The sequence below is a fragment of the Marinobacter profundi genome (assembly GCF_002744715.1).
Taxonomy (GTDB): Bacteria; Pseudomonadota; Gammaproteobacteria; order Pseudomonadales; family Oleiphilaceae; genus Marinobacter; species Marinobacter profundi.
The window spans coordinates 1-18,495 of sequence record NZ_KZ319376.1; the positions used below are offsets into that span (position 1 = coordinate 1).

Consider the following 18,495-nt stretch of genomic DNA (forward strand, 5'->3'; position numbering starts at 1 on the left):
CGGAGAGGAGAGGCAGGGAGATAGTTCGACTACGCCCTGCCTCTTACTCTACTGCCGACACATCAGGGCTCGGCCTATCTCAGCCTGATTACGGATGCCTTCTCACGCAAAATCGTGGGCCATCACGTCCATGACTCGCTCCATACGGAGTCCGTGATACAAGCCTTACAGAAGGCATTGAAAGGAAGGCAATACTCTGGAGGGCTTGTTCATCACTCGGATCGGGGAGTCCAGTACTGCTCCAAGCAATACCAACAACTCCATGCCAAACACGGCATTCGTTGTTCAATGACAGATGGCTACGACTGCTACCAGAATGCGCTGGCCGAGAGGGTGAACGGGATACTAAAAACAGAATTCTTACTAGTGCTTCCCAAAGACTTGGCTGAAGCTCAAAAGATGGTCGATCAGTCTGTGCAGATCTATAACACAAGGCGGCCACATCTGGCCCTAAAATACGAAACGCCCGATGCGGTGCACCGGGCGTTCCGATAGAAAAAGGTGTAAACCTATTTCAGGACTAGACATCTGCCTGTTATTTACAGGGGAACAACATTTTCCGCCTGAGGACCTTTCTGGCCCTGGGTAACGGTGAACTCAACCTGCTGGCCTTCTGCCAGGGTCTTGAAACCGCTGCCCTGAATTGCGCTGTAGTGAACGAAAACGTCCGGGCCGTTCTCACGAGTGATGAAACCAAAGCCCTTGGCTTCGTTGAAGAACTTAACGGTACCGGTAGTAGTAGACATACTTAAACTTCCTGAAATCAATCATTTAATCTACCGCCAGACACCCATCTGATATCTGGTCAGCGTTTACGGAAAAACAGAACTCGCGGAATCAAAAACAGGACGGTCACTACTAACTGCGGAGGTACGTCTCATTGATGAAGTGCTTTGCTGAATCTTTCCTACGAGCTCAACTCTACTACTGATTCCGGGGCTTGCCAAGGCCAATTTCAACAATTTGCCTAGGTACTGTTACCCATCAACCCCGCAACAAACTGAAGGTGTAAAAGCCCGCTGCAGTCATCAGCAGGGACCCCACAACATGGGCCAGAATGCCGGTGATGGCGACGGCCAGCTTGCCCTCCTGAAGGGCGGCGAACATCTCCAGCGAAAAGGTAGAAAAAGTGGTCAGCGCGCCGCACAACCCGGTAATGGCAAACAACCGCCATTCCGGCGCAAGGCTGGAGCCCTGGGTAAAGTAGCCGATCAGCAGGCCAACCAGCCAGCCACCGGCAAGATTGGCCGCCAGCGTGCCATACGGAATCGCGTGATAGGTGCTGTTGAGCCACAACCCCAGAGCCCAGCGGAGGTTGGCGCCGATTACTGCTCCCGCGCTTACTGCCAGTACTGACCACCACATGCGCTAATCGTACCTCGTTACCTGTCCGTCATCCCACGCCTGGCTGCAGGCCCGGACCGCCGGGCCACCTGCTATCTGCTCTAGCCGCTCAGGCGGGATTATGGTCAATCACCGTGTCCTTATTGCGGGCGAACTCGTCGAACGGGAAGTCATCGACGGTCAGCATGTCCAGCACGCCGGCTTCATACTCGGCCATGAACTCCGCTTCTTCCTTGCTGAACACACCAGCCGCCAGTGCCGCCTCGAAGCGTTCTTCCGGATGCAGCGCAGTCAACGGCAGCTCACCCCTGGCATAGGCCTTGGTCACCTTGCGATAGAGCTGCTCCGCCTTGTCATAGTCTTTCAGCAAGGCATTATAACGGGCCACGGGATTTTCCACCGGTCCGTCGCTGTCGGTATGCCAGATCCCGGCAAGCAGCTTGTCACGAACCGGGGTCGCGGTAGAGATCGTGCGGGCCAGGGTACGGGCGAGACCGTCCGCCGGCTTGTTCCAGCGCCGGCCCAGCGGCAGGGTAACCGCTCGCAGCGTCAGCGCCACCGGGCGGTTGGGCTGATTCTGGAGAAACTCATGCAACGCGGTCTCGGTGCGATTAAGCAGCAGACACAGACTGTACTGCATCAGTTCGCGCTCGCCTTCCACCGGTCGGGTTTCATGCCAGTGTTTCAGCACCATGGAGGCCAGGTAAAGGTTTGACAGCATATCCCCGAGCCGCGCCGAAATCAGCTCACGCATTTTCAGCTCGGAGCCCAGGGTGGTCATCGCCGCATCGGCGCACAGGCCGAACGCCGCACTGAAGCGGGCAACGGCCTGGGCGAACTTGCGGCTTTCGCTGTCAAAAGGCACCTCGGGACGGCCCAGACCCAGTGCCTGGGTCAGCGCGCGGGCCGCATTGCCAAAAATCAGCCCGGCATGGCCGAAGAAGGCCTCGTCAAATGCCTCGATATCGTCGTTGTCCTTGGCCGCGAGTTCCTGCAGCACGTAGGGATGACAACGGATCGCACCCTGGCCGAAGATCATCAGGCTGCGGGTCATGATATTGGCACCCTCCACGGTGATCGACACCGCCGCACCGCTATAGCCGATGCCGAGATAGTTACGGGGCCCCAGGGTAACCGTCTTGCCACCATGGACATCCATGGCATCGGTCAGCACGCTGCGCTGGAATTCAGTGAGATGGTACTTGAGGATTGCAGACGGTACCGCCGGCTTTTCACCCTTGTCGATCATGTTAGCGGTGTGGTTAACCGCCGCCTGCGCGATATAGGTGCTCGCCGCGATCCGCGCCAACGGTTCCTGCACCCCTTCCATTTCAGCGACCGGGGTATTGAACTGGCGCCGGATGCGGGTAAAGCCACCGGCCGTGCCCACCGCATAGGCTGCGGCACCGGCCGCGCCGGAAGGCAAGGTGATACAGCGCCCGACCGACAGGCACTCCACCAGCATCCGCCAGCCCTGGCCGGCCATGTCCAGCCCACCGATAATGTAATCCAGCGGGATGAAGACATCCTTGCCCCGGATCGGGCCATTGAGGAACGGACTGCCAATCGGGCAGTGACGGCGTCCGATTTCCATGCCCCTGGTGTCGCGGGGGATCAGCGCACAGGTAATCCCGTAATCTTTCTGCTCCCCCAGCAGGCCATCGGGGTCGAACATGCGAAACGCCAGCCCGACTACGGTGGCGATCGGGGCCAGCGTGATCCAGCGTTTATCGAAATTGAGTTTCAGGCCGATCACTTCCTTGCCGTCGAACTCGCCTTTGCACACGATGCCGGTATCCGGCAGCGAGGTGGCATCCGAGCCCGCACGGGGACCGGTCAGGCCGAAACAGGGAATCTCGCGACCGTCCGCCAGCCGCGGCAGATAATGATTTTTCTGCTCTTCGGTACCGTATTTCAGCAGCAGTTCACCGGGCCCCAGGGAGTTGGGCACGCCCACCGATACCATCAGCGACTCGTTGGCAGCGAGTTTCTGCAGGACCGCTGACTGGGCCCGCGCGGAGAACTCCAGGCCGCCGTAGGCCTTCGGAATAATCATCCCGAGGAACTTCTCGGTCTTGATGAACTCCCACAACTCGGCGGGCAGGTCGGCCCGTTCCACCGCAATATCCCAGGCGTTGCACATGGCAATGGCCTGGGTGCACTGGTTGTCGAGAAACGATTGTTCCTCGTCCGTCAGCCCGGTGTTGCGGTTGATCAGCAGGTTGTGCCAGTCCGGTCGCCCGGTGAACAGTTCGCCGTCCCAGCCCACCGTGCCAGCTTCCAGCGCCACTTTTTCGGTATCCGAAACCTTGGGCGCCACTTTCTTGAACATCGTGAACACCCGCGGAGTCAGCCAGCCCTGCCGGAACCCCGGCAGACCGGCGGCCGCGGTCACCGCGGCGGCAATGAACAGCACCAGCGCCAGGGTGCCGGAGCCAAACAGCAGGGATGCAACTCCAACCCCCACCATCACGCCAATGGCGGCCTTTGCCCCGGCCTCGCGTGTCATCACCATCAGCAGCCCGGCAATGGCAATCACCAGCAGTACGAATGTCATCATAAGCACCCTTTTTCATCCATGGTTGCGGAATGTCGAAGATTACAAGTCGTTACGCCCAAGGTACCTGAACGGATGGTTACCCGCCAGATAAACAGCGATGTCAGGCAGTTACAATCACCCGGATACCCTCCAGCGCCAGACTGGCGCGGCGGATTGCCGCTTCGCCGGCCGCCAGCTGATCACGGAAAAAGTCGAGTTCTTCCTCGCGAATTGCCGGGTTGAGCCGGCGCAAGGCCTCCAGGCGCCGGAGTTCCGGACCCAGCAGCGCCTGCAACTGCTCCAGGGCCCTGGCTTTCAGCGGCTCGAGGTTCGGCGCCGCCAGGCGCTCGGCATGATCCACCATGGTTTCCACCTGGGGGCGGATCTGCGGCACGATGGCCTGGGCCGTGCGGCGGCGGATGTTGGAGCACAGGTCGTTGAGACGATCGTGGTCCAGTACCGCCGACAGATCCCGGCCATTCACATCCACCAGCAGGCGCAGCGGCGACACCGGCAGATAACGGGACAGCTGCAACGCCTCCGGCGCCGGACAGTGAACGGTAAACAATGCCTCCAGCATCAGCGTGCCGGGTGGCAATCCCTTGACCGAGAGGCTCGCCAGGGCCGCCTTGCCGAGCCCGGAACTGGTGACCGAATCCATCACACCGGTCACCAGCGGGTGCTCCCAGCTCATGAAGGCCAGGTCTTCCCGTTCCAGCGCCTGCTGCCGGCTCCAGGTCACCGTAAGACCATCCTCCGGCAGTCCGGCAACGTGGCCGGCATGATAGTGCTCGCCGGGTCGCAACACATCGGAGTGCTCGGAATGGTCCTCCATATCAACGCCGAGGATATCGAAGGCCTCCACCATATAGTCCCGTACCTGCGCCGAACCCTCCTCCTGCTCAATGCCCGCGATCAGCGCGTCGGCCACGTCGCGGCGGCAGGAGTTCAGCTCAATCAGGGCGTCACGGCCATGCTGCAGCAGGGTGCGCAGTCGTGACGCTTCGTCCGCCGAGGCAGCAAGCAGCCCGGCGGTCACGGCGCCATCACCGGCAATGGCGCGCTGCCATTGCTCGCGGACCTTGTCCTGCACCGCCACCCCCACCGCACAGCTTTCGGCAAACGCATTCAGCCCGTCCTGGAACCAGCGGTACTGCACTTCCTGGGCGGTGCCGAGGAGATAGGGTATATGGATGTCGATGGCCTCGGTCTGGCCAATCCGGTCGAGTCGGCCGATCCGCTGCTCCAGCAGGTCGGGATTGGCCGGCAGGTCGAACAGCACCAGATGGTGGGCAAACTGGAAGTTACGGCCCTCGCTGCCGATTTCGGAGCAGATCAGCGCCTGGGCACCCTGCTCGGTATCGGCAAAATAGGCAGCCGCCCGGTCACGCTCCACCAGACTGAGGTGTTCGTGGAACGCGGCACTGCGGATACCAGCCCGTAACTGCAGGTAATTCTCCAGTGCCATCGCGGTCTCGGCGGCGGCGCAGATCACCACCACCTTGGCCGGACGCAGGCTCACCAGGGTTTTCTCCAGCCAGGCCACCCGCGGATCGTCCGCCAGCCAGCGCTCTTCGGCGACGTCGAGCTCGGGAGTCAGGCCCTGCTCGCCGGCGCCCAGCCCCTCATAGAGCGACGGGCATGCCAGCGGCACCGGCCGGGGCCGGCGCTCCGGGAAGCCCTGGATGGCAGCCCTGGTATTGCGAAACAGCACCCGCCCGGTACCATGGCGGTCCAACAGGGCGTCAATCACCGCTCGGGCCGGATCCTCTCCGGCCAGCAACTGCGCCAGCTCGTCGCCGAGCCAACCCGCCAGTGCCTGGCGGTCGGCGGCGTCAATGGCCGGGCTGCCCGCATGCAGGCGCCGGACCACGGCATTGATCGCTTCGTACTGCTGCTCTTCCTCGCGGAATGCCTCAAGGTCGTGGAAGCGGGCCGGATCCAGCAGCCGCAATCGGGCAAAGTGACTGGCCACACCGACCTGCTCCGGCGTGGCGGTCAGCAACAGCAAGCCACGGCTGGCGCGGGACAGCTCCTCCACCAACTGATATTCAGGGCTGACCGTCTCCGGAGTCCAGGCCAGGTGGTGGGCCTCATCGACCACCAGCAGATCCCAGCCGGCGCGGCGGGCATCCCGCGCCGCCGTCTCGCTGCGGCGCAGGAAATCCAAGCTGCACAGCACCAGCTGATCGGTTTCAAAGGGGTTTTCCGCGGTGTCGTCACCAAAGATCTTGTTGACCAGGGCATCCACCTCATCCTCGCTGTCCTGCAGCGCATCGTAGCGACTCTGGTCAACGATGGAGAAACGCAGGTTGAAGCGCCGCAGCATTTCCACCAGCCATTGATGGATGAGGGAGTCCGGCACCACCACCAGGGCGCGCCGGGCACGGCCGGTGTGCAACTGGTAATGGAGGATCAGCCCCGCTTCGATGGTTTTGCCAAGGCCCACTTCGTCCGCCAGCAACACCCGAGGGGCGTGACGTTTCGCCACTTCATGGGCGATGTAGATCTGATGGGCGAGGTGCTGGGTGCGGGCACCAATCAGGCCCTGGGCCGGCGAGGCCCGCAGCCGGTCCTGGTGCTGCAACGTGGCTACCCGCAGCCGGAACGCCCCGTTACGGTCGAACTGGCCGGCAAACAGCCGCTGATGGGGCGCCGAAAAATTCACCGCACCACTGAGCTTCACTTCGGAAATCTGGCGCAGGTCCGCACCACCGTCATCGGCATGGTAAAGCAGCACGCCACCGAGGTCCTCCACTGCGCGGACAATAAACCGCTCGCCGTCAAAGGTTTCGATCTCTTCACCGATCTGATAGACGATCCGTGACAGCGGCGCATTATCGATGGCGTAGGTACGCTCCTCGTCTGCCGCGGGGAACCCCAAGGTAACCCGGCGACCGGCCACTTCGGTGACGATACCAAGCCCGAGGCCGGTATCGCTGTGGCTGACCCAACGCTGGCCGATTACAAAATCCGATGTATCCAAAAAACCTCCGAGAGATCACTTTTCAGCAATGTGTGCTTCCCTGACCCAATAAGCGGTTGCTCCGCATACCGCCGCAGGCACAACGAACAGGTTAACCACCGGCACCATGGCCAGCAGGGCGACGGGCAGACCAAAGCCGAACGCCGACAGCCGGCGCGCGCCCAGGCCACGCCTCAGGGCGGGGAAACTGACGCGGTGGTTGTCGGCTGGATAATCGACGTATTGCAGTGCCATCATCCAGCAGTTGAACGCAAACCAGAGCAGGGCCGCCAACAGGTTGACCACCGGGATGAAGCCCAGAATCAGCAACCCCAGCGCCCGTGGCAGGTAATAGAGAATCTTCTGCACCTCGCGCCAGAGCGCGCGGGGAATGTCGCGCAGGATCTGCATCCAGCCGCCGCCAGTATCCAGCGCCTGGCCGGTCAGCTCCTTTTCGGTCAGTTCCGCGAGATAACCGTAGAATGGCGAGCCGATCAGGTTGGCCAGGATGACAAAACCATAGGCCAGCATCAGCAGAATCACCGCGCCGTATAACAGCCAGAACAGCCAGTCGAGGCTCTGCAACCAGGCCCAGTCGGGTAACCAGCCCATCGCCATGGCGATCAGCCCGGCGAACAGTTCCGCCATAAAGTAGAACAGCACACCGAACAGCAGAATATTCAGGACCAGGGGAATGATCACGAACAACCGCAAACCGGGCCGGCGAATCAGCCCGAAGCCCTCCCCCAGATAGCCCAGGCCCTGAAAGAAATTCCCCTTGAGCATGGCGTGCAGACCTCCGCTGGCGATTACTTCGATGACAGTGACGGGGCGCAAAGCATATCATGTTGCCGTCACCTCCACAGCCCGAAGGCCCTATGCAGACACTCAGGCAACGGATCCACACACTGCTGGACCAGCAAACCCTCTGGCGCTTCCTCCTTGCCGTCTCGATCCTGGCAATTCTGTTCCTCGCCACCACCAGCGACGACTACCCGGTGCCCGCATCCAGCAGCGACAAGGTCAACCACCTGATCGCGTTTGTCGAGCTCACCATCCTGGCCCGGCTCAGCTGGCCCGGGTTACGGCTGGGCTGGCTGGCATTACCGCTGCTCGCCTTCGGCCTGGCCATCGAAATGATCCAGTCCCAGTTGCCTTACCGGGACTTTGCCCTTGGTGACCTGATTGCCGATGCCAGTGGCATTGCTCTGGGGCTCTTGCCGTGGCCAGGACTGAACCGCAGATACCGGGGCCGACCCGACCAACCTTTCTCTGACTAATGGATTAGAGAGATCGACCATTTTTGTTGTGCGAAATATCTCACAAGCGTGTGAGAGTTTTCGGTGACAACATGTACGAACTCGTAAAATATCCCCGCACTAAATCCTCAACTGATTGTTTTAAAAGACAACCCCGCAGAAACGCGCGGTTACATAAAGAAACTCTTGCCGGACTGTCACGGGAAATTCATCTGCGGATTGCTATAGTGAAGGTGTCAGGGATGGCAAGGAAAGGAAGACGCAACGGATGCACCTCCGCAACAGGACGCGGGGAGAAGCAAGGATCACAGGGAGATCAGGCTTAAGGGAAACCTAATTTGGACAACCGGCCCGGAAGCCGGTGCCACGGAGCTGGCCAGAGCCCTGCGGGATTGCAGGTCAGAGAGGCGAAAGGATGTTCGCCAGATACCCAGGGAAGCGGTAGTCTGTTCCGACGCAAGGGCAACCAGGATGGTTGCCCTTTTTTATTGGCCAGCTCTAGTGGCCCGCCTGATAAATCCGCACCCGATTAAACTCCTCGAATTCGCCCAGATCCGGCCAGGTCCTGCCTTCGAGGACGGTAAGCCGGCGATAAGCCTCATCCCCCAGGTCACGGACACGCGAATCCGCCAGCAACACCTTGGCTGCCGCGTTGCGGAAGGTTGCCAATAACGGCCGGTTGTCCGGATCGTAGAGCACATCTGCGGCGGTAATCACATCGATTCCCTCCGGCCGCTGCTGCCAGTCTTCGCAGCAGCTCACCGTAACTCCGTTGAGGCGAGCATTGGCACGGGCTGCGGCCAGAGCCGCGGGATCGATATCGCAGGCCGTCACCTCGGCGGCACCGGCCATCGCAGCAGCCACCGCCACCACCCCGGACCCACTGCCGAAATCCAGTACCCGCTTACCGGCGACCGCCTCCGGATGGGCCAGCAGCCACGCCGCCAGGGCCTGGCCACTGGCCCAGCAAAACGACCAGTAGGCCGGCTCGGCAACCACCGCCTGGGCCTCGTCATGGCTGAGGGGGCCTTCCAGTACCGCCGGATCAAACAGCCACAATTCAATTTCCGGACAGGCGGCCGGACGGGAGCGGGCGACACGGCCGCGACTGAGTGTGGTCTGTAAGTGCCGGTCAAGAATCTCTGGGGTCATGGCGTCACCCGATGGCTGCAAAAGGCCCGCCATTGTAGCCGGAGCGTCAGCTCCAGGCACCCGGTGGCGCGCAAAAAATGCCCGCTTCCGGTATACTGCGCGCTCATTTTACCAGTCCCCGCAGAGCCGAAATGACGTCACGACCCGATACCGACGACTACCTGTCACTGTTTCTCAACGACATCCCGCTGATGGACGTGCGGGCCCCGGTGGAATTCAGCAAGGGCAGCTTCCCGACCGCGGTGAACGCGCCGCTGATGAACGACGAGGAACGCCACCGGGTCGGTATCCGCTACAAGGAGCAGGGCCAGGACAGCGCAATCGTCCTCGGACACCAGCTGGTCGCCGGAGATATCAAGGCGCAGCGGATCGAGGCCTGGAAGCGCTTTACCCTGGCCAACCCCGACGGCTACCTGTTCTGCTTCCGCGGCGGCCTCCGCTCCCGGCTGACCCAGCAATGGCTGCGCGACGCCGGCATTGACTATCCGCTGGTCAAGGGAGGTTACAAGGCCCTGCGCCGGTTCCTGATCGATGCCCTCGACGCAGCGATTGCCAGTGCCGACTTCCGCATCCTCAGCGGCCGGACCGGCACCGGCAAAACCCGGGTTCTCAACCAGCTGCCCAACCCGGTGGATCTCGAAGGCCTTGCCAATCACCGGGGCTCCAGTTTCGGGCGCCAGGTCACCGGCCAGCCCACCCAGATCGACTTCGAAAACCGGCTGGCAGTCGCCATGCTGAAAGCCACCCATCACCACCAGGGTCCGGTTTACCTGGAGGATGAGAGCCGGCTGGTCGGCCGCTGTGCCCTGCCCGAGACCTTGCGGGCCCGGATGGCAGAAGCCCCGCTGCTGATTCTGGAGCGCCCACTGGAAGAGCGGATCGCAATCATTCGCGAGGACTATGTCGAAAGCATGCTGGCCGACTATATCGCCCGCGACGGTGACACTGCCGGCTGGCATAACTTCTGTGATTACCTGCTGAGCGCACTCGACCGCATTCGCAAGCGCCTCGGCGGCGACCGTCACCAGCACCTGCGCGCGATGATGACCGCGGCACTCGACCGCCAGCACAGCTACGGCGACCTGAGCCTTCACCATGACTGGATTCGCGGTCTGCTCGAGGACTACTACGACCCGATGTACGACTACCAGCTGAGCCAGAAACAGGGTCGCATCATCCTGCGGGGAGGCCCCGAGCAGCTGCTGGATGCGGCCCGGACCTGACCGGATTTTCAATCTTTTCTGGTATTTAGCGGCTGCTGGGCTAAACTCACCAAAAATCAGAAACAGGCACAAGGAGTCTTTGAATGGAAGAGCTGTTTGGCAAGAACGGTAATCCCTCGGAACTGCTTGATCAGGCTATAGCCATGATCATGACATACGCCCCCAAGGTGATCCTGGCCATTGTCACCCTGATCATTGGTCTCTGGCTGATCAACCGCTTCGTTGGCGTGCTGGACAAGAAACTGGGCGCCAAGGATCCGACCCTCAACAAGTTCCTGTGCGGACTGATTGGTGCGGTCCTGAAGATTCTGCTGTTGATCTCGGTGGCTTCCATGGTGGGCATCGCAACCACCTCCTTCGTCGCCATTATCGGTGCCGCCGGCCTGGCCATCGGCCTGGCCCTGCAGGGCAGCCTGGGGAACTTCGCCGGTGGTGTACTGATCCTGATTTTCAAGCCGTTCAAGGTGGGTGATGCGATCGAGGCCCAGGGCTACCTGGGCACCGTGGCAGAGATCTCGATTCTCTACACCATCGTCAATACCTTCGATAACCGCCGCATCGTCATTCCCAACGGTGACCTGTCCAACTCCAGCCTGACCAACCTCAGCGCTTACCCTACCCGCCGTTGCGACATGACCTTTGGCATCGGCTATGGCGATGACATCGACAAGGCCAAGGCCGTCTGCAAGCGCCTGATCGAGGAAGACGAGCGCGCCCTGAAAGATCCCGAGCCACTGGTGGTGGTCGGCGCCCTGGGCGAGAGCTCGGTTGACCTGACCGTGCGGGTCTGGACCAAGTCTGCCGATCTCTGGCCGTTCTACTGGGACATGCAGGAGCGGGTCAAGAAAGCCTTTGATGCCGAAGGCATTTCCATCCCTTTCCCACAACGGGACGTGCATATGTATAAGGCCGACTGATCGCCGGCCTGCTGCCTCCGTGGAGCCGGATTCGCCGGCTCCACGCCCTGCCCTTCTTCGCTATGACTTCCACCGATTTCGGGACAAATGTCTCAGATTCCAATCGGAGGTTTCGCTTTTAGCCCATCCTCGTCTAAGCTGACGCTTAGGGATAACCGGCAAGCCGCAGGTTCTCCCGCTCCCGTCGGAGGCCGCTTCAATCCCGATCAACCGAGCCTCCGGGCAAGCTGTCATTGCTGGTAGGAGGTTGTTGCTATGCCGGTACAGCAGTTAAAAGAATACCTTGACCAGGCGGGCGTCGATTACATGTGCCTGTCCCACCCTCCGGCTTTCACCGCCCAGGAACTGGCCCATCATGTCAGGATTGCCGGCGACCGGGTGGTCAAAACGGTTATCGTCGAACTCGACGGCAAGATGGCCATGCTGGTGATGCCGGCAACCTGGCGGGTACGCTGGGATCGCCTGAGCCGGGTGCTGGAAACCGACTTTGTCGACCTGGCCGATGAGCAGGCCTTTCAGGACCGCTTCCCGGACTGTGAGGTTGGCGCCATGCCGCCGTTCGGCAACCTCTTTGGCATGACGGTTTACTGCAGCGAAGCGCTCAGCGAACAACCCGAACTGGCTTTCGCCGCCGGCAGTCACACCGAATCCATCCACATGAAGACGGCCGATTTCCTCAACCTGGTCAAACCGATGGTGATCAACGCCGGGTTCACCCGTCCCGGCAACCAGAAGCCCGCCTGGCTGGCCCGCAATCGCAACCGCAAGCCGGCCACCCTGGCAACCGACCGTCAGGCCACGGGAGCTGCAGGTTACTGAGGTGGCGGCCGCTTGTCTGAAATCCCCCATCGCGTAAACTGGGGGCTTCAGACAGGAATCTGCTATGACCCAAGAGTTTGACGTTGTTGTTGCAGGCGCCGGTATGGTCGGCGCCGCCCTTGCCACCGGGTTAGGCCAGAACGGCTTCCGGGTCGCGCTGGTCGACCGGGAAACCGCACCGGACGTTGCCTCAGGCAGCGCTCCCGATATCCGGGTATCGGCCCTCAGTGCCGGCAGTGAACGTTACCTGAGGTCCCTGGGAGCCTGGCCCGAAATGGCGGCGATGGGCATTACCCCGTATCGCCGTCTCGCGGTCTGGGACCAGACCAGTCACCCCCTGGGTGCCCTGTTGCCCCGCCGCCTTGGTGAAGTAGTGTTTGATGCGGCTGACCTGGGCGCCAGCCATCTCGGCCACATCGTGGAAAACCGGATCACCCAGCGCGCTCTCTGGCAGAGTGCCGCACAACAGCCATCGGTTACCCTGTTGTCCGGTAACGGCGTCACGGCCGTGGAACAGGGCAGCGAGCAGGCCGTCGTAGTGTTGGAGGACAACACCCGGCTGGCGTGCCAGCTGGTGATTGCGGCCGATGGCGCCACGTCCCGGCTGCGCGACATGGCCGGCATCGGGGTCAGCCGGGATCAGTACGGTCAACAGGCCCTGGTCGCCTCCGTGCGTTACCGCGGCCCGGTCGAGGACATCACCTGGCAAGCGTTCCACCCCAGCGGGCCACGCGCCTTCCTGCCGCTGCACAGCGCCGGCCCGTCGCATCCCGGCGAAAGCTGGGCGTCGCTGGTCTGGTACGACGCGCCGGCCACCCTGGCCCGGCTCAAGGCCCTGGATGCGCCGAGCTTCCTCGCGGAGGTTCAGCGGGCCTTCCCGGCCGATTTGCCAGCGCTGACCCACGTCGACGCCCGCGCCAGCTTTCCCATTGCCCGCCAGCATGCCCGGGACTACGCCCGCGGCCGCATCGTACTGGTGGGCGATGCCGCGCACACCATCAATCCCCTCGCCGGCCAGGGCGTCAACCTCGGTTTCCAGGACGCCCAGTGCCTGCAGGCCATTATCCGCGAGGCACGTCGGGCGGGGGAGGATCTCGCCGTCCCGCAGCGGCTCGCCGCCTATGAACAGCAACGGCGCCCGGCCAACCGCCGGATGATGCTGGCAATGGACCTGTTCTACCACCTGTTCAGTAACCGCATTCCGCCGCTGCACCTGCTGCGCAATCTCGGCCTCGGCGCCGCCCGCGCGCTGCCCTTTGCCCGCAACCAGGTCGCCCGCTACGCCATGGGTATCGAGGAAGATTTGCCACCGCTGATCCGCCAGCTCGCGGCGCGGATCCCCGGGGCCAGCCACCTTTAATTCCCCCTGCCAGAAGCGAGACGGGGGTAACCGCTAACCAGAAGGAAACATCATGTCGGAGACTATTTTCACCAAGATCATCAACCGCGAGATCCCGGCAGACATCGTCTACGAAGACGATCTCAGCCTGGCGTTCAGCGACATCAACCCGCAAGCGCCGGTTCACCTGCTGGTCATCCCGAAGAAGGCCATCGCAACCATCAATGACATTGAAGAAGACGACCGCCAACTGGTGGGCCACCTGTACTGGGTGGCCGCCAAGCTGGCGAAAGAAATGGGCTTTGCCGAGAGCGGCTACCGGGTGGTAATGAACTGCGGTGAGAACGCAGGGCAAACGGTCTTCCACATCCACCTGCATCTGCTGGCAGGCAAGCCCTTTGGCTGGCCACCCTATACCGACAAGATGAAGCAGGCCTGAGGCTCGGTAAGACAGCCAAAAAAAACGGGGTCAGAACTCTCGCTCTGACCCCGTTGTCCCCGGCCCGCTGGCGACAGCGGGCATCCAGGCCTAGCGCCCGACCACCTTCTCGGCTTCTTCGACCGGGGTGTGACGGACATCCTCGCCCTTCACCATGAAGATTACGTTTTCCGCGATGTTGCAGGCGTGATCGCCGACGCGCTCAAGGGCACGCAGCACCCACATTACGGACATGCAGCGGGAAATATTCCGGGTATCCTCCATCATGAACGTCAGCAGGGTCCGGGCGGCCGCCTGATACTCCTCGTCCACCCGCTTGTCTTCCTTCATGATACGCAGGGCCTGCTCGGAATCGAGACGGGCGAAGGCATCCAGGGCATCGTGCAGCATGCTCAGTACGTGGTTGCCGATGTGACGCACTTCGACGTAGCCCCGTGGTGCCTGGCCTTCTTCCGACAGCTTGATGGCAAGCTTGGCAATCTTCTTCGCCTCGTCACCCACCCGCTCCAGGTCCGCCACCATCTTGATCACCGAAATCACCAGGCGCAGGTCCCGGGCGGTGGGTTGACGGCGGGCGATGATCAGGGTGGCCTCCTCATCAATGTCGACTTCCATCCTGTCGACCGCCTTATCACCGGCACGTACTTCCTCCGCCAGGTGGCCATCGTTGTCGACCAGCGCAATCAGCGCCTTGTCGACCTGGGACTCCACCATCCCACCCATCTTCAGGAACTGGGTCTTCAGTTCCGCCAGCTCATCGTTGAACTTGTGCGAAATGTGATCGCCGTAAACATCATCCTTTCTGGTTGGCATATGCCTGTTCTCCCCTGTTCAGCAAAGGCCCGGATTAACCGAAACGGCCGGTAATGTAGGACTCGGTCAACTCATGCTCTGGCGAAGTGAACACTTTGGTGGTGTCGTTCACTTCGACCAGGTGGCCGAGGTGGAAATAGGCGGTGCGGTTGGATACCCGGGCGGCCTGTTGCATGGAATGGGTGACGATCACAATGGTGTAGCTCGCTGACAGCTCGGCAATCAGTTCCTCCACCTTGGCCGTGGCGATCGGATCGAGCGCCGAACAGGGCTCATCCATCAACACCACCTCCGGACTGACCGCAATCGCACGGGCGATACACAGGCGCTGCTGCTGGCCACCGGACATACCCGTCGCCGAGGCGTCCAGCCGGTCTTTGACCTCGTCCCACAGACCCGCCTTGCGCAGGCTACTCTCGACAATATCGTCCAGGTCCGACTTGCGGTTGGCCAGGCCATGGATGCGGGGGCCGTAGGCCACGTTGTCATAGATCGACTTGGGGAACGGGTTCGGCTTCTGGAACACCATGCCTACCCGGGCGCGCAGCTCCACCACATCCCGCTTGGGATCGTAGATATCCTGATCGTCCAGCTGCAGCGAGCCCTTGACGCGGCAGATATCAATGCTGTCGTTCATCCGGTTCAGGCACCGCAGGAACGTGGATTTACCGCAGCCCGACGGGCCAATGAACGCGATCACCTCGTTGCGGCCGATATCCAGGCTGATGTTCTTGATGGCTCGCGCTTCACCATAGAACACTTCGACATTGCGAAGCTTGAACTTGGGGTCACTGGCAAGGGGCTTGCCAACGGTCCGGCCCTCTTCGATAACCGTTTCGGCCGGCTTGTCATCATATTTCTGCGCCCTGGTCTCTTCAGGCAGGTTCGCTTCACTGGTAATGGTTGAATTCAGGGTATTCATCGTATTTCTCCTTACCACCGGCGCTCAAGACGTTTACGGAGCCAGATGGCGAGTGCATTCATACTGATCAGGAAAGTGAGCAGGACCATAATGCCGGCAGAGGCCAGTTCGACAAATCCCTGCTCCGCACTGCCCGCCCAAAGATAAATCTGCACCGGCAGGACCGTTGCCGAGCTGAAGAAGCCATCCGGCACTTCAACAATAAAGGCCACCATGCCGATCAGCAGCAGAGGCGCGGTTTCGCCCAGGGCCTGGGCCATACCGATGATCGAACCGGTCAACATGCCCGGCATCGCCAGCGGCAGCACATGGTGCAGGACCACCTGCATCTTGGAGGCACCAATACCCTCTGCCGCTTCCCGGATCGATGGCGGCACACTCTTGATGGCGGCACGGCTGGAAATAATGATGGTAGGCAAGGTCATCAGGGCCAGCACCAGGCCTCCGACTACCGGCACGGAACGCGGCATACCGAACAATCCGATAAAGACCGCCAGACCCAGCAGGCCGAAGATGATGGAGGGAACCGCCGCGAGGTTATTGATATTGACCTCGATAAAATCAGTGATCCGGTTCTGCGGCGCAAATTCCTCCAGGTAGATGGCCGCTGCCACCCCCACCGGAAAGGCAATCACCAGGGTAACCACCATGGTCAGCAAGGAGCCGACAATGGCGCCGAGAATACCGGCATTGGACGGCTCCCGGGAGTCACCACGACTGAACAGCACGTCATTGAAGGCCGTGTCGATTACACCGTCTGCCACCAGCTGGTCGACCCAGCGCTGCTGCTGTTCCGACAGGCGGATCGAATAGCTGGGATTGTCGGCGTGCTTCACATATACCGATACCGAGTCGTGGGCCAGAAACTCCAGGGTCTGGGTGGTACCCAGCAGTTCCGGTTGCGCCTTCAGCAGGTCGCGGACCTGATTGCTGGCATAACTGCCTGCCAGCCGGCTCAGCTCACGAACATCACGGCGGTCCTGGGCTTCCGGGAAATACTGCTGCAGTGCCCGGATAATCGGCGCCTGGAAATCCGCCATATCCAGCTGCTCGGGATCGGCGGCATCCTGCAGATACATGACCTCACCATCCAGCACGACGTCCAGGGTGATGGTGGTCTTGATAAACCCGGTATAGCCCTTGCCAATGATGTCGGTGAACAGGATCACCAGTGACAACAGGGCGACACCGATGGCGGCGATGCCATAGAACCGGAAGCGGCGCTCCTTGCGGTAACGGCGCTTCAGTGACTGGCGGACGATCTCCGCCTGGGAGCGTTGGTCAGTCATACTGTTCCCTATATTTGCGGACAATCTTCAGTGCAAAGACGTTGAGGATCAGGGTCACGATGAACAGCAGCATACCGAGGGCGAAGGCCGCCAGGGTCTTGGCGCTGTCGAATTCCTGGTCGCCGGTCAGCAGGGTAACGATCTGCACCGTAACCGTGGTGACAGAATCCAGCGGATTGCCGGTGAGGTTGGCGGCCAGTCCGGCGGCCATCACCACAATCATGGTTTCGCCAATGGCGCGTGAAGCGGCCAGCAGGATACCGCCCATGATCCCGGGCAGGGCAGCCGGAAAAATCACGTTCTTCATGGTTTCCGACTGGGTGGCGCCCAGCGCCAGTGAACCGTCCCGCAGGGCTCGTGGCACCGCGTTGATCACATCATCGGACAACGACGACACAAACGGAATAATCATGATGCCCATCACCAGACCGGCGGCCAGCGCACTCTGGGACGACGCTTCCAGGCCGATCAACTCGGCCACATCACGAATGAACGGAGCCACCGTCAGTGCGGCGAAGAAGCCGTAGACCACGGTGGGAACCCCCGCCAGCATTTCCAGCAGCGGCTTGACCACTGCGCGTACCGGCCTGGTGGCGTACTCGGAAAGATAAACCGCTGACAACAGGCCTATCGGCACCGCCACCAGCAGGGCAATGGCGGAGATCATCAGGGTGCCGGTAAACAGCGGAATCACCCCGAAGGCACCGTCTGAGCCCACCTGGTCGGCCCGCAGAGCCGTCTGCGGGCTCCAGCTGGTTCCAAACAGGAATTCACTGATGGGGACCTTGCCAAAGAACCGGACGGTTTCGAAGATCACCGAAAAAACGATACCAATGGTGGTGAGAATGGCAACGGCGGCGCAAAAGAAGAAAATGCCACGCAGGGTGCGCTCGACATTTTCCCGGGCGTTGATATGGGGCATCACCCGGGTCCAGGCAAACGCCGCACCCAGCACCGTAATCAGCAACACCAGGATGGCTTTGAACTGGCTGCTCTGGGCACGTAGGGAATCCAGCAGTCCCGCGGCTCCGGCAATGCCCTCCGGCACCAGGGCGGGATCAAGCTTGCCCGCAGCCACGTTACTGATCTGGGACAGGGTCAGGCTGGCCTGGCCTTCAGACTGGGGCGCCAGGTCGGCGGGCAAGGACCCCATGACGACATTCTGGATCACCTTGCCTTCGAAGCTGGCCCAGAGCGCCAGCACAATCAGCGCAGGGATCGCCGACCATAGCGCTGCCCGGGCGGCGTAATAGAAAGGAAGGGACTTGAGATTGCGGATACCGCCAAGGGGTTCGGCAACAGCCCGGGAGCGCATATAGGCTAGCCCGTAAGCCACAACTGCGAGAACCAGAACCAGGGGCAATAGATTGGCCGTCTGCATAACCGTCTCTGTTTTGATTACATGTTCGTTGGCAAGGGCTGCTAGTTTGCCAGCTTGCCAACTGAAAATATTCACAAAAATGTAACAAAAGAAC

At 61.2% G+C, this 18,495-nt stretch carries 16 protein-coding genes and 1 pseudogene; 7 read left to right on the forward strand and 10 right to left on the reverse strand.

All coding sequences use genetic code 11. The annotated features are described in order from the left end of the window. Nucleotides 1-42: 42 nt before the first annotated feature. Nucleotides 43-495 (forward strand): annotated as a pseudogene (locus CLH61_RS16045) (IS3 family transposase); the annotation flags it as partial. Between the two features lie 44 nt (nucleotides 496-539). Here the strand turns inward: CLH61_RS16045 and CLH61_RS16050 are convergent. The 5 genes from CLH61_RS16050 to cysZ all read right to left on the reverse strand — a co-directional run bounded on the left by CLH61_RS16050 (nucleotide 540) and on the right by cysZ (nucleotide 7,634). Beyond that, nucleotides 540-746: a cold-shock protein gene (locus CLH61_RS16050; RefSeq protein WP_099615781.1), complete on the reverse strand. Its 207-nt coding sequence runs from the start codon at nucleotides 744-746 to the stop codon at nucleotides 540-542. 238 nt (nucleotides 747-984) lie between these two features. Further along, nucleotides 985-1,365: a fluoride efflux transporter CrcB gene (crcB, locus tag CLH61_RS16055; protein ID WP_099615782.1), complete on the reverse strand. Its 381-nt coding sequence runs from the start codon at nucleotides 1,363-1,365 to the stop codon at nucleotides 985-987. Between the two features lie 88 nt (nucleotides 1,366-1,453). Further along, nucleotides 1,454-3,901 (reverse strand): acyl-CoA dehydrogenase, encoded by a 2,448-nt coding sequence (locus CLH61_RS16060; protein WP_211289137.1) that lies wholly within the window; start codon nucleotides 3,899-3,901, stop codon nucleotides 1,454-1,456. Nucleotides 3,902-4,004: 103 nt separating this feature from the next. Then, complete coding sequence (rapA, locus tag CLH61_RS16065; protein WP_099615784.1) at nucleotides 4,005-6,869, reverse strand: RNA polymerase-associated protein RapA; 2,865 nt, start codon at nucleotides 6,867-6,869, stop codon at nucleotides 4,005-4,007. 15 nt (nucleotides 6,870-6,884) lie between these two features. Then, nucleotides 6,885-7,634, reverse strand: coding sequence for a sulfate transporter CysZ (gene cysZ, locus CLH61_RS16070; protein ID WP_099615861.1), 750 nt, complete (start codon nucleotides 7,632-7,634; stop codon nucleotides 6,885-6,887). Nucleotides 7,635-7,726: 92 nt separating this feature from the next. Between cysZ and CLH61_RS16075 the strand changes: the two genes are divergently transcribed. After that, the gene (locus CLH61_RS16075) at nucleotides 7,727-8,128 is read left to right on the forward strand and encodes a VanZ family protein (protein WP_099615785.1); all 402 of its coding nucleotides are present in this window, start codon (nucleotides 7,727-7,729) and stop codon (nucleotides 8,126-8,128) included. Between the two features lie 477 nt (nucleotides 8,129-8,605). On the opposite strand, the gene CLH61_RS16080 is transcribed toward CLH61_RS16075, so the two are convergent. Next, nucleotides 8,606-9,259 (reverse strand): 50S ribosomal protein L11 methyltransferase, encoded by a 654-nt coding sequence (locus CLH61_RS16080; protein WP_099615862.1) that lies wholly within the window; start codon nucleotides 9,257-9,259, stop codon nucleotides 8,606-8,608. A gap of 131 nt (nucleotides 9,260-9,390) precedes the next feature. On the opposite strand from CLH61_RS16080, the gene mnmH reads away from it, so the two are divergent. From mnmH to CLH61_RS16105, 5 genes are all read left to right on the forward strand, one after another. Further along, entirely contained in the window at nucleotides 9,391-10,482 is a 1,092-nt protein-coding gene (gene mnmH, locus CLH61_RS16085; RefSeq protein WP_099615863.1) for a tRNA 2-selenouridine(34) synthase MnmH, read from the forward strand. 83 nt (nucleotides 10,483-10,565) lie between these two features. Beyond that, entirely contained in the window at nucleotides 10,566-11,399 is an 834-nt protein-coding gene (locus CLH61_RS16090; RefSeq protein WP_099615786.1) for a mechanosensitive ion channel family protein, read from the forward strand. A gap of 255 nt (nucleotides 11,400-11,654) precedes the next feature. Further along, nucleotides 11,655-12,218, forward strand: coding sequence for an aminoacyl-tRNA deacylase (locus tag CLH61_RS16095; protein ID WP_099615787.1), 564 nt, complete (start codon nucleotides 11,655-11,657; stop codon nucleotides 12,216-12,218). 64 nt (nucleotides 12,219-12,282) lie between these two features. Further along, nucleotides 12,283-13,578 carry an FAD-dependent monooxygenase gene (locus CLH61_RS16100; protein WP_099615788.1) on the forward strand — a complete coding sequence of 432 codons (1,296 nt, stop codon included), beginning with the start codon at nucleotides 12,283-12,285 and terminating at the stop codon, nucleotides 13,576-13,578. A gap of 52 nt (nucleotides 13,579-13,630) precedes the next feature. Continuing rightward, nucleotides 13,631-13,996 (forward strand): histidine triad nucleotide-binding protein, encoded by a 366-nt coding sequence (locus tag CLH61_RS16105; RefSeq protein WP_099615789.1) that lies wholly within the window; start codon nucleotides 13,631-13,633, stop codon nucleotides 13,994-13,996. A 90-nt stretch (nucleotides 13,997-14,086) separates the two neighbouring features. On the opposite strand, the gene phoU is transcribed toward CLH61_RS16105, so the two are convergent. Genes phoU through pstC form a run of 4 tightly spaced genes read right to left on the reverse strand, consistent with a single transcriptional unit; the run spans nucleotide 14,087 to nucleotide 18,401 of the window. Further along, on the reverse strand, nucleotides 14,087-14,809 hold the full coding sequence (phoU, locus tag CLH61_RS16110) for a phosphate signaling complex protein PhoU (protein WP_099615790.1): 723 nt from the start codon (nucleotides 14,807-14,809) through the stop codon (nucleotides 14,087-14,089). A 34-nt stretch (nucleotides 14,810-14,843) separates the two neighbouring features. After that, complete coding sequence (gene pstB / locus CLH61_RS16115; protein ID WP_099615791.1) at nucleotides 14,844-15,731, reverse strand: phosphate ABC transporter ATP-binding protein PstB; 888 nt, start codon at nucleotides 15,729-15,731, stop codon at nucleotides 14,844-14,846. Between the two features lie 11 nt (nucleotides 15,732-15,742). Continuing rightward, nucleotides 15,743-17,020, reverse strand: a complete 1,278-nt coding sequence (pstA, locus tag CLH61_RS16120; RefSeq protein ID WP_099615792.1) for a phosphate ABC transporter permease PstA — start codon at nucleotides 17,018-17,020, stop codon at nucleotides 15,743-15,745. Further along, complete coding sequence (gene pstC / locus CLH61_RS16125; protein WP_099615793.1) at nucleotides 17,013-18,401, reverse strand: phosphate ABC transporter permease subunit PstC; 1,389 nt, start codon at nucleotides 18,399-18,401, stop codon at nucleotides 17,013-17,015. Before pstC ends, pstA begins: the two co-directional genes overlap by 8 nt. Nucleotides 18,402-18,495 lie beyond the last annotated feature (94 nt).

Excerpts from the sequence above, each read along its gene's own strand:
- phoU (WP_099615790.1), bottom strand. The coding sequence starts at position 14,809 with ATGCCAACCAGAAAGGATGATGTTTACGGCGATCACATTTCGCACAAG.
- CLH61_RS16095 (WP_099615787.1), top strand. The coding sequence starts at position 11,655 with ATGCCGGTACAGCAGTTAAAAGAATACCTTGACCAGGCGGGCGTCGAT.
- CLH61_RS16075 (WP_099615785.1), top strand. The coding sequence starts at position 7,727 with ATGCAGACACTCAGGCAACGGATCCACACACTGCTGGACCAGCAAACC.
- mnmH (WP_099615863.1), top strand. The coding sequence starts at position 9,391 with ATGACGTCACGACCCGATACCGACGACTACCTGTCACTGTTTCTCAAC.
- CLH61_RS16080 (WP_099615862.1), bottom strand. The coding sequence starts at position 9,259 with ATGACCCCAGAGATTCTTGACCGGCACTTACAGACCACACTCAGTCGC.
- crcB (WP_099615782.1), bottom strand. The coding sequence starts at position 1,365 with ATGTGGTGGTCAGTACTGGCAGTAAGCGCGGGAGCAGTAATCGGCGCC.
- pstB (WP_099615791.1), bottom strand. The coding sequence starts at position 15,731 with ATGAATACCCTGAATTCAACCATTACCAGTGAAGCGAACCTGCCTGAA.
- cysZ (WP_099615861.1), bottom strand. The coding sequence starts at position 7,634 with ATGCTCAAGGGGAATTTCTTTCAGGGCCTGGGCTATCTGGGGGAGGGC.
- CLH61_RS16105 (WP_099615789.1), top strand. The coding sequence starts at position 13,631 with ATGTCGGAGACTATTTTCACCAAGATCATCAACCGCGAGATCCCGGCA.
- CLH61_RS16100 (WP_099615788.1), top strand. The coding sequence starts at position 12,283 with ATGACCCAAGAGTTTGACGTTGTTGTTGCAGGCGCCGGTATGGTCGGC.
- pstC (WP_099615793.1), bottom strand. The coding sequence starts at position 18,401 with ATGCAGACGGCCAATCTATTGCCCCTGGTTCTGGTTCTCGCAGTTGTG.
- pstA (WP_099615792.1), bottom strand. The coding sequence starts at position 17,020 with ATGACTGACCAACGCTCCCAGGCGGAGATCGTCCGCCAGTCACTGAAG.
- CLH61_RS16050 (WP_099615781.1), bottom strand. The coding sequence starts at position 746 with ATGTCTACTACTACCGGTACCGTTAAGTTCTTCAACGAAGCCAAGGGC.
- CLH61_RS16090 (WP_099615786.1), top strand. The coding sequence starts at position 10,566 with ATGGAAGAGCTGTTTGGCAAGAACGGTAATCCCTCGGAACTGCTTGAT.
- CLH61_RS16060 (WP_211289137.1), bottom strand. The coding sequence starts at position 3,901 with ATGACATTCGTACTGCTGGTGATTGCCATTGCCGGGCTGCTGATGGTG.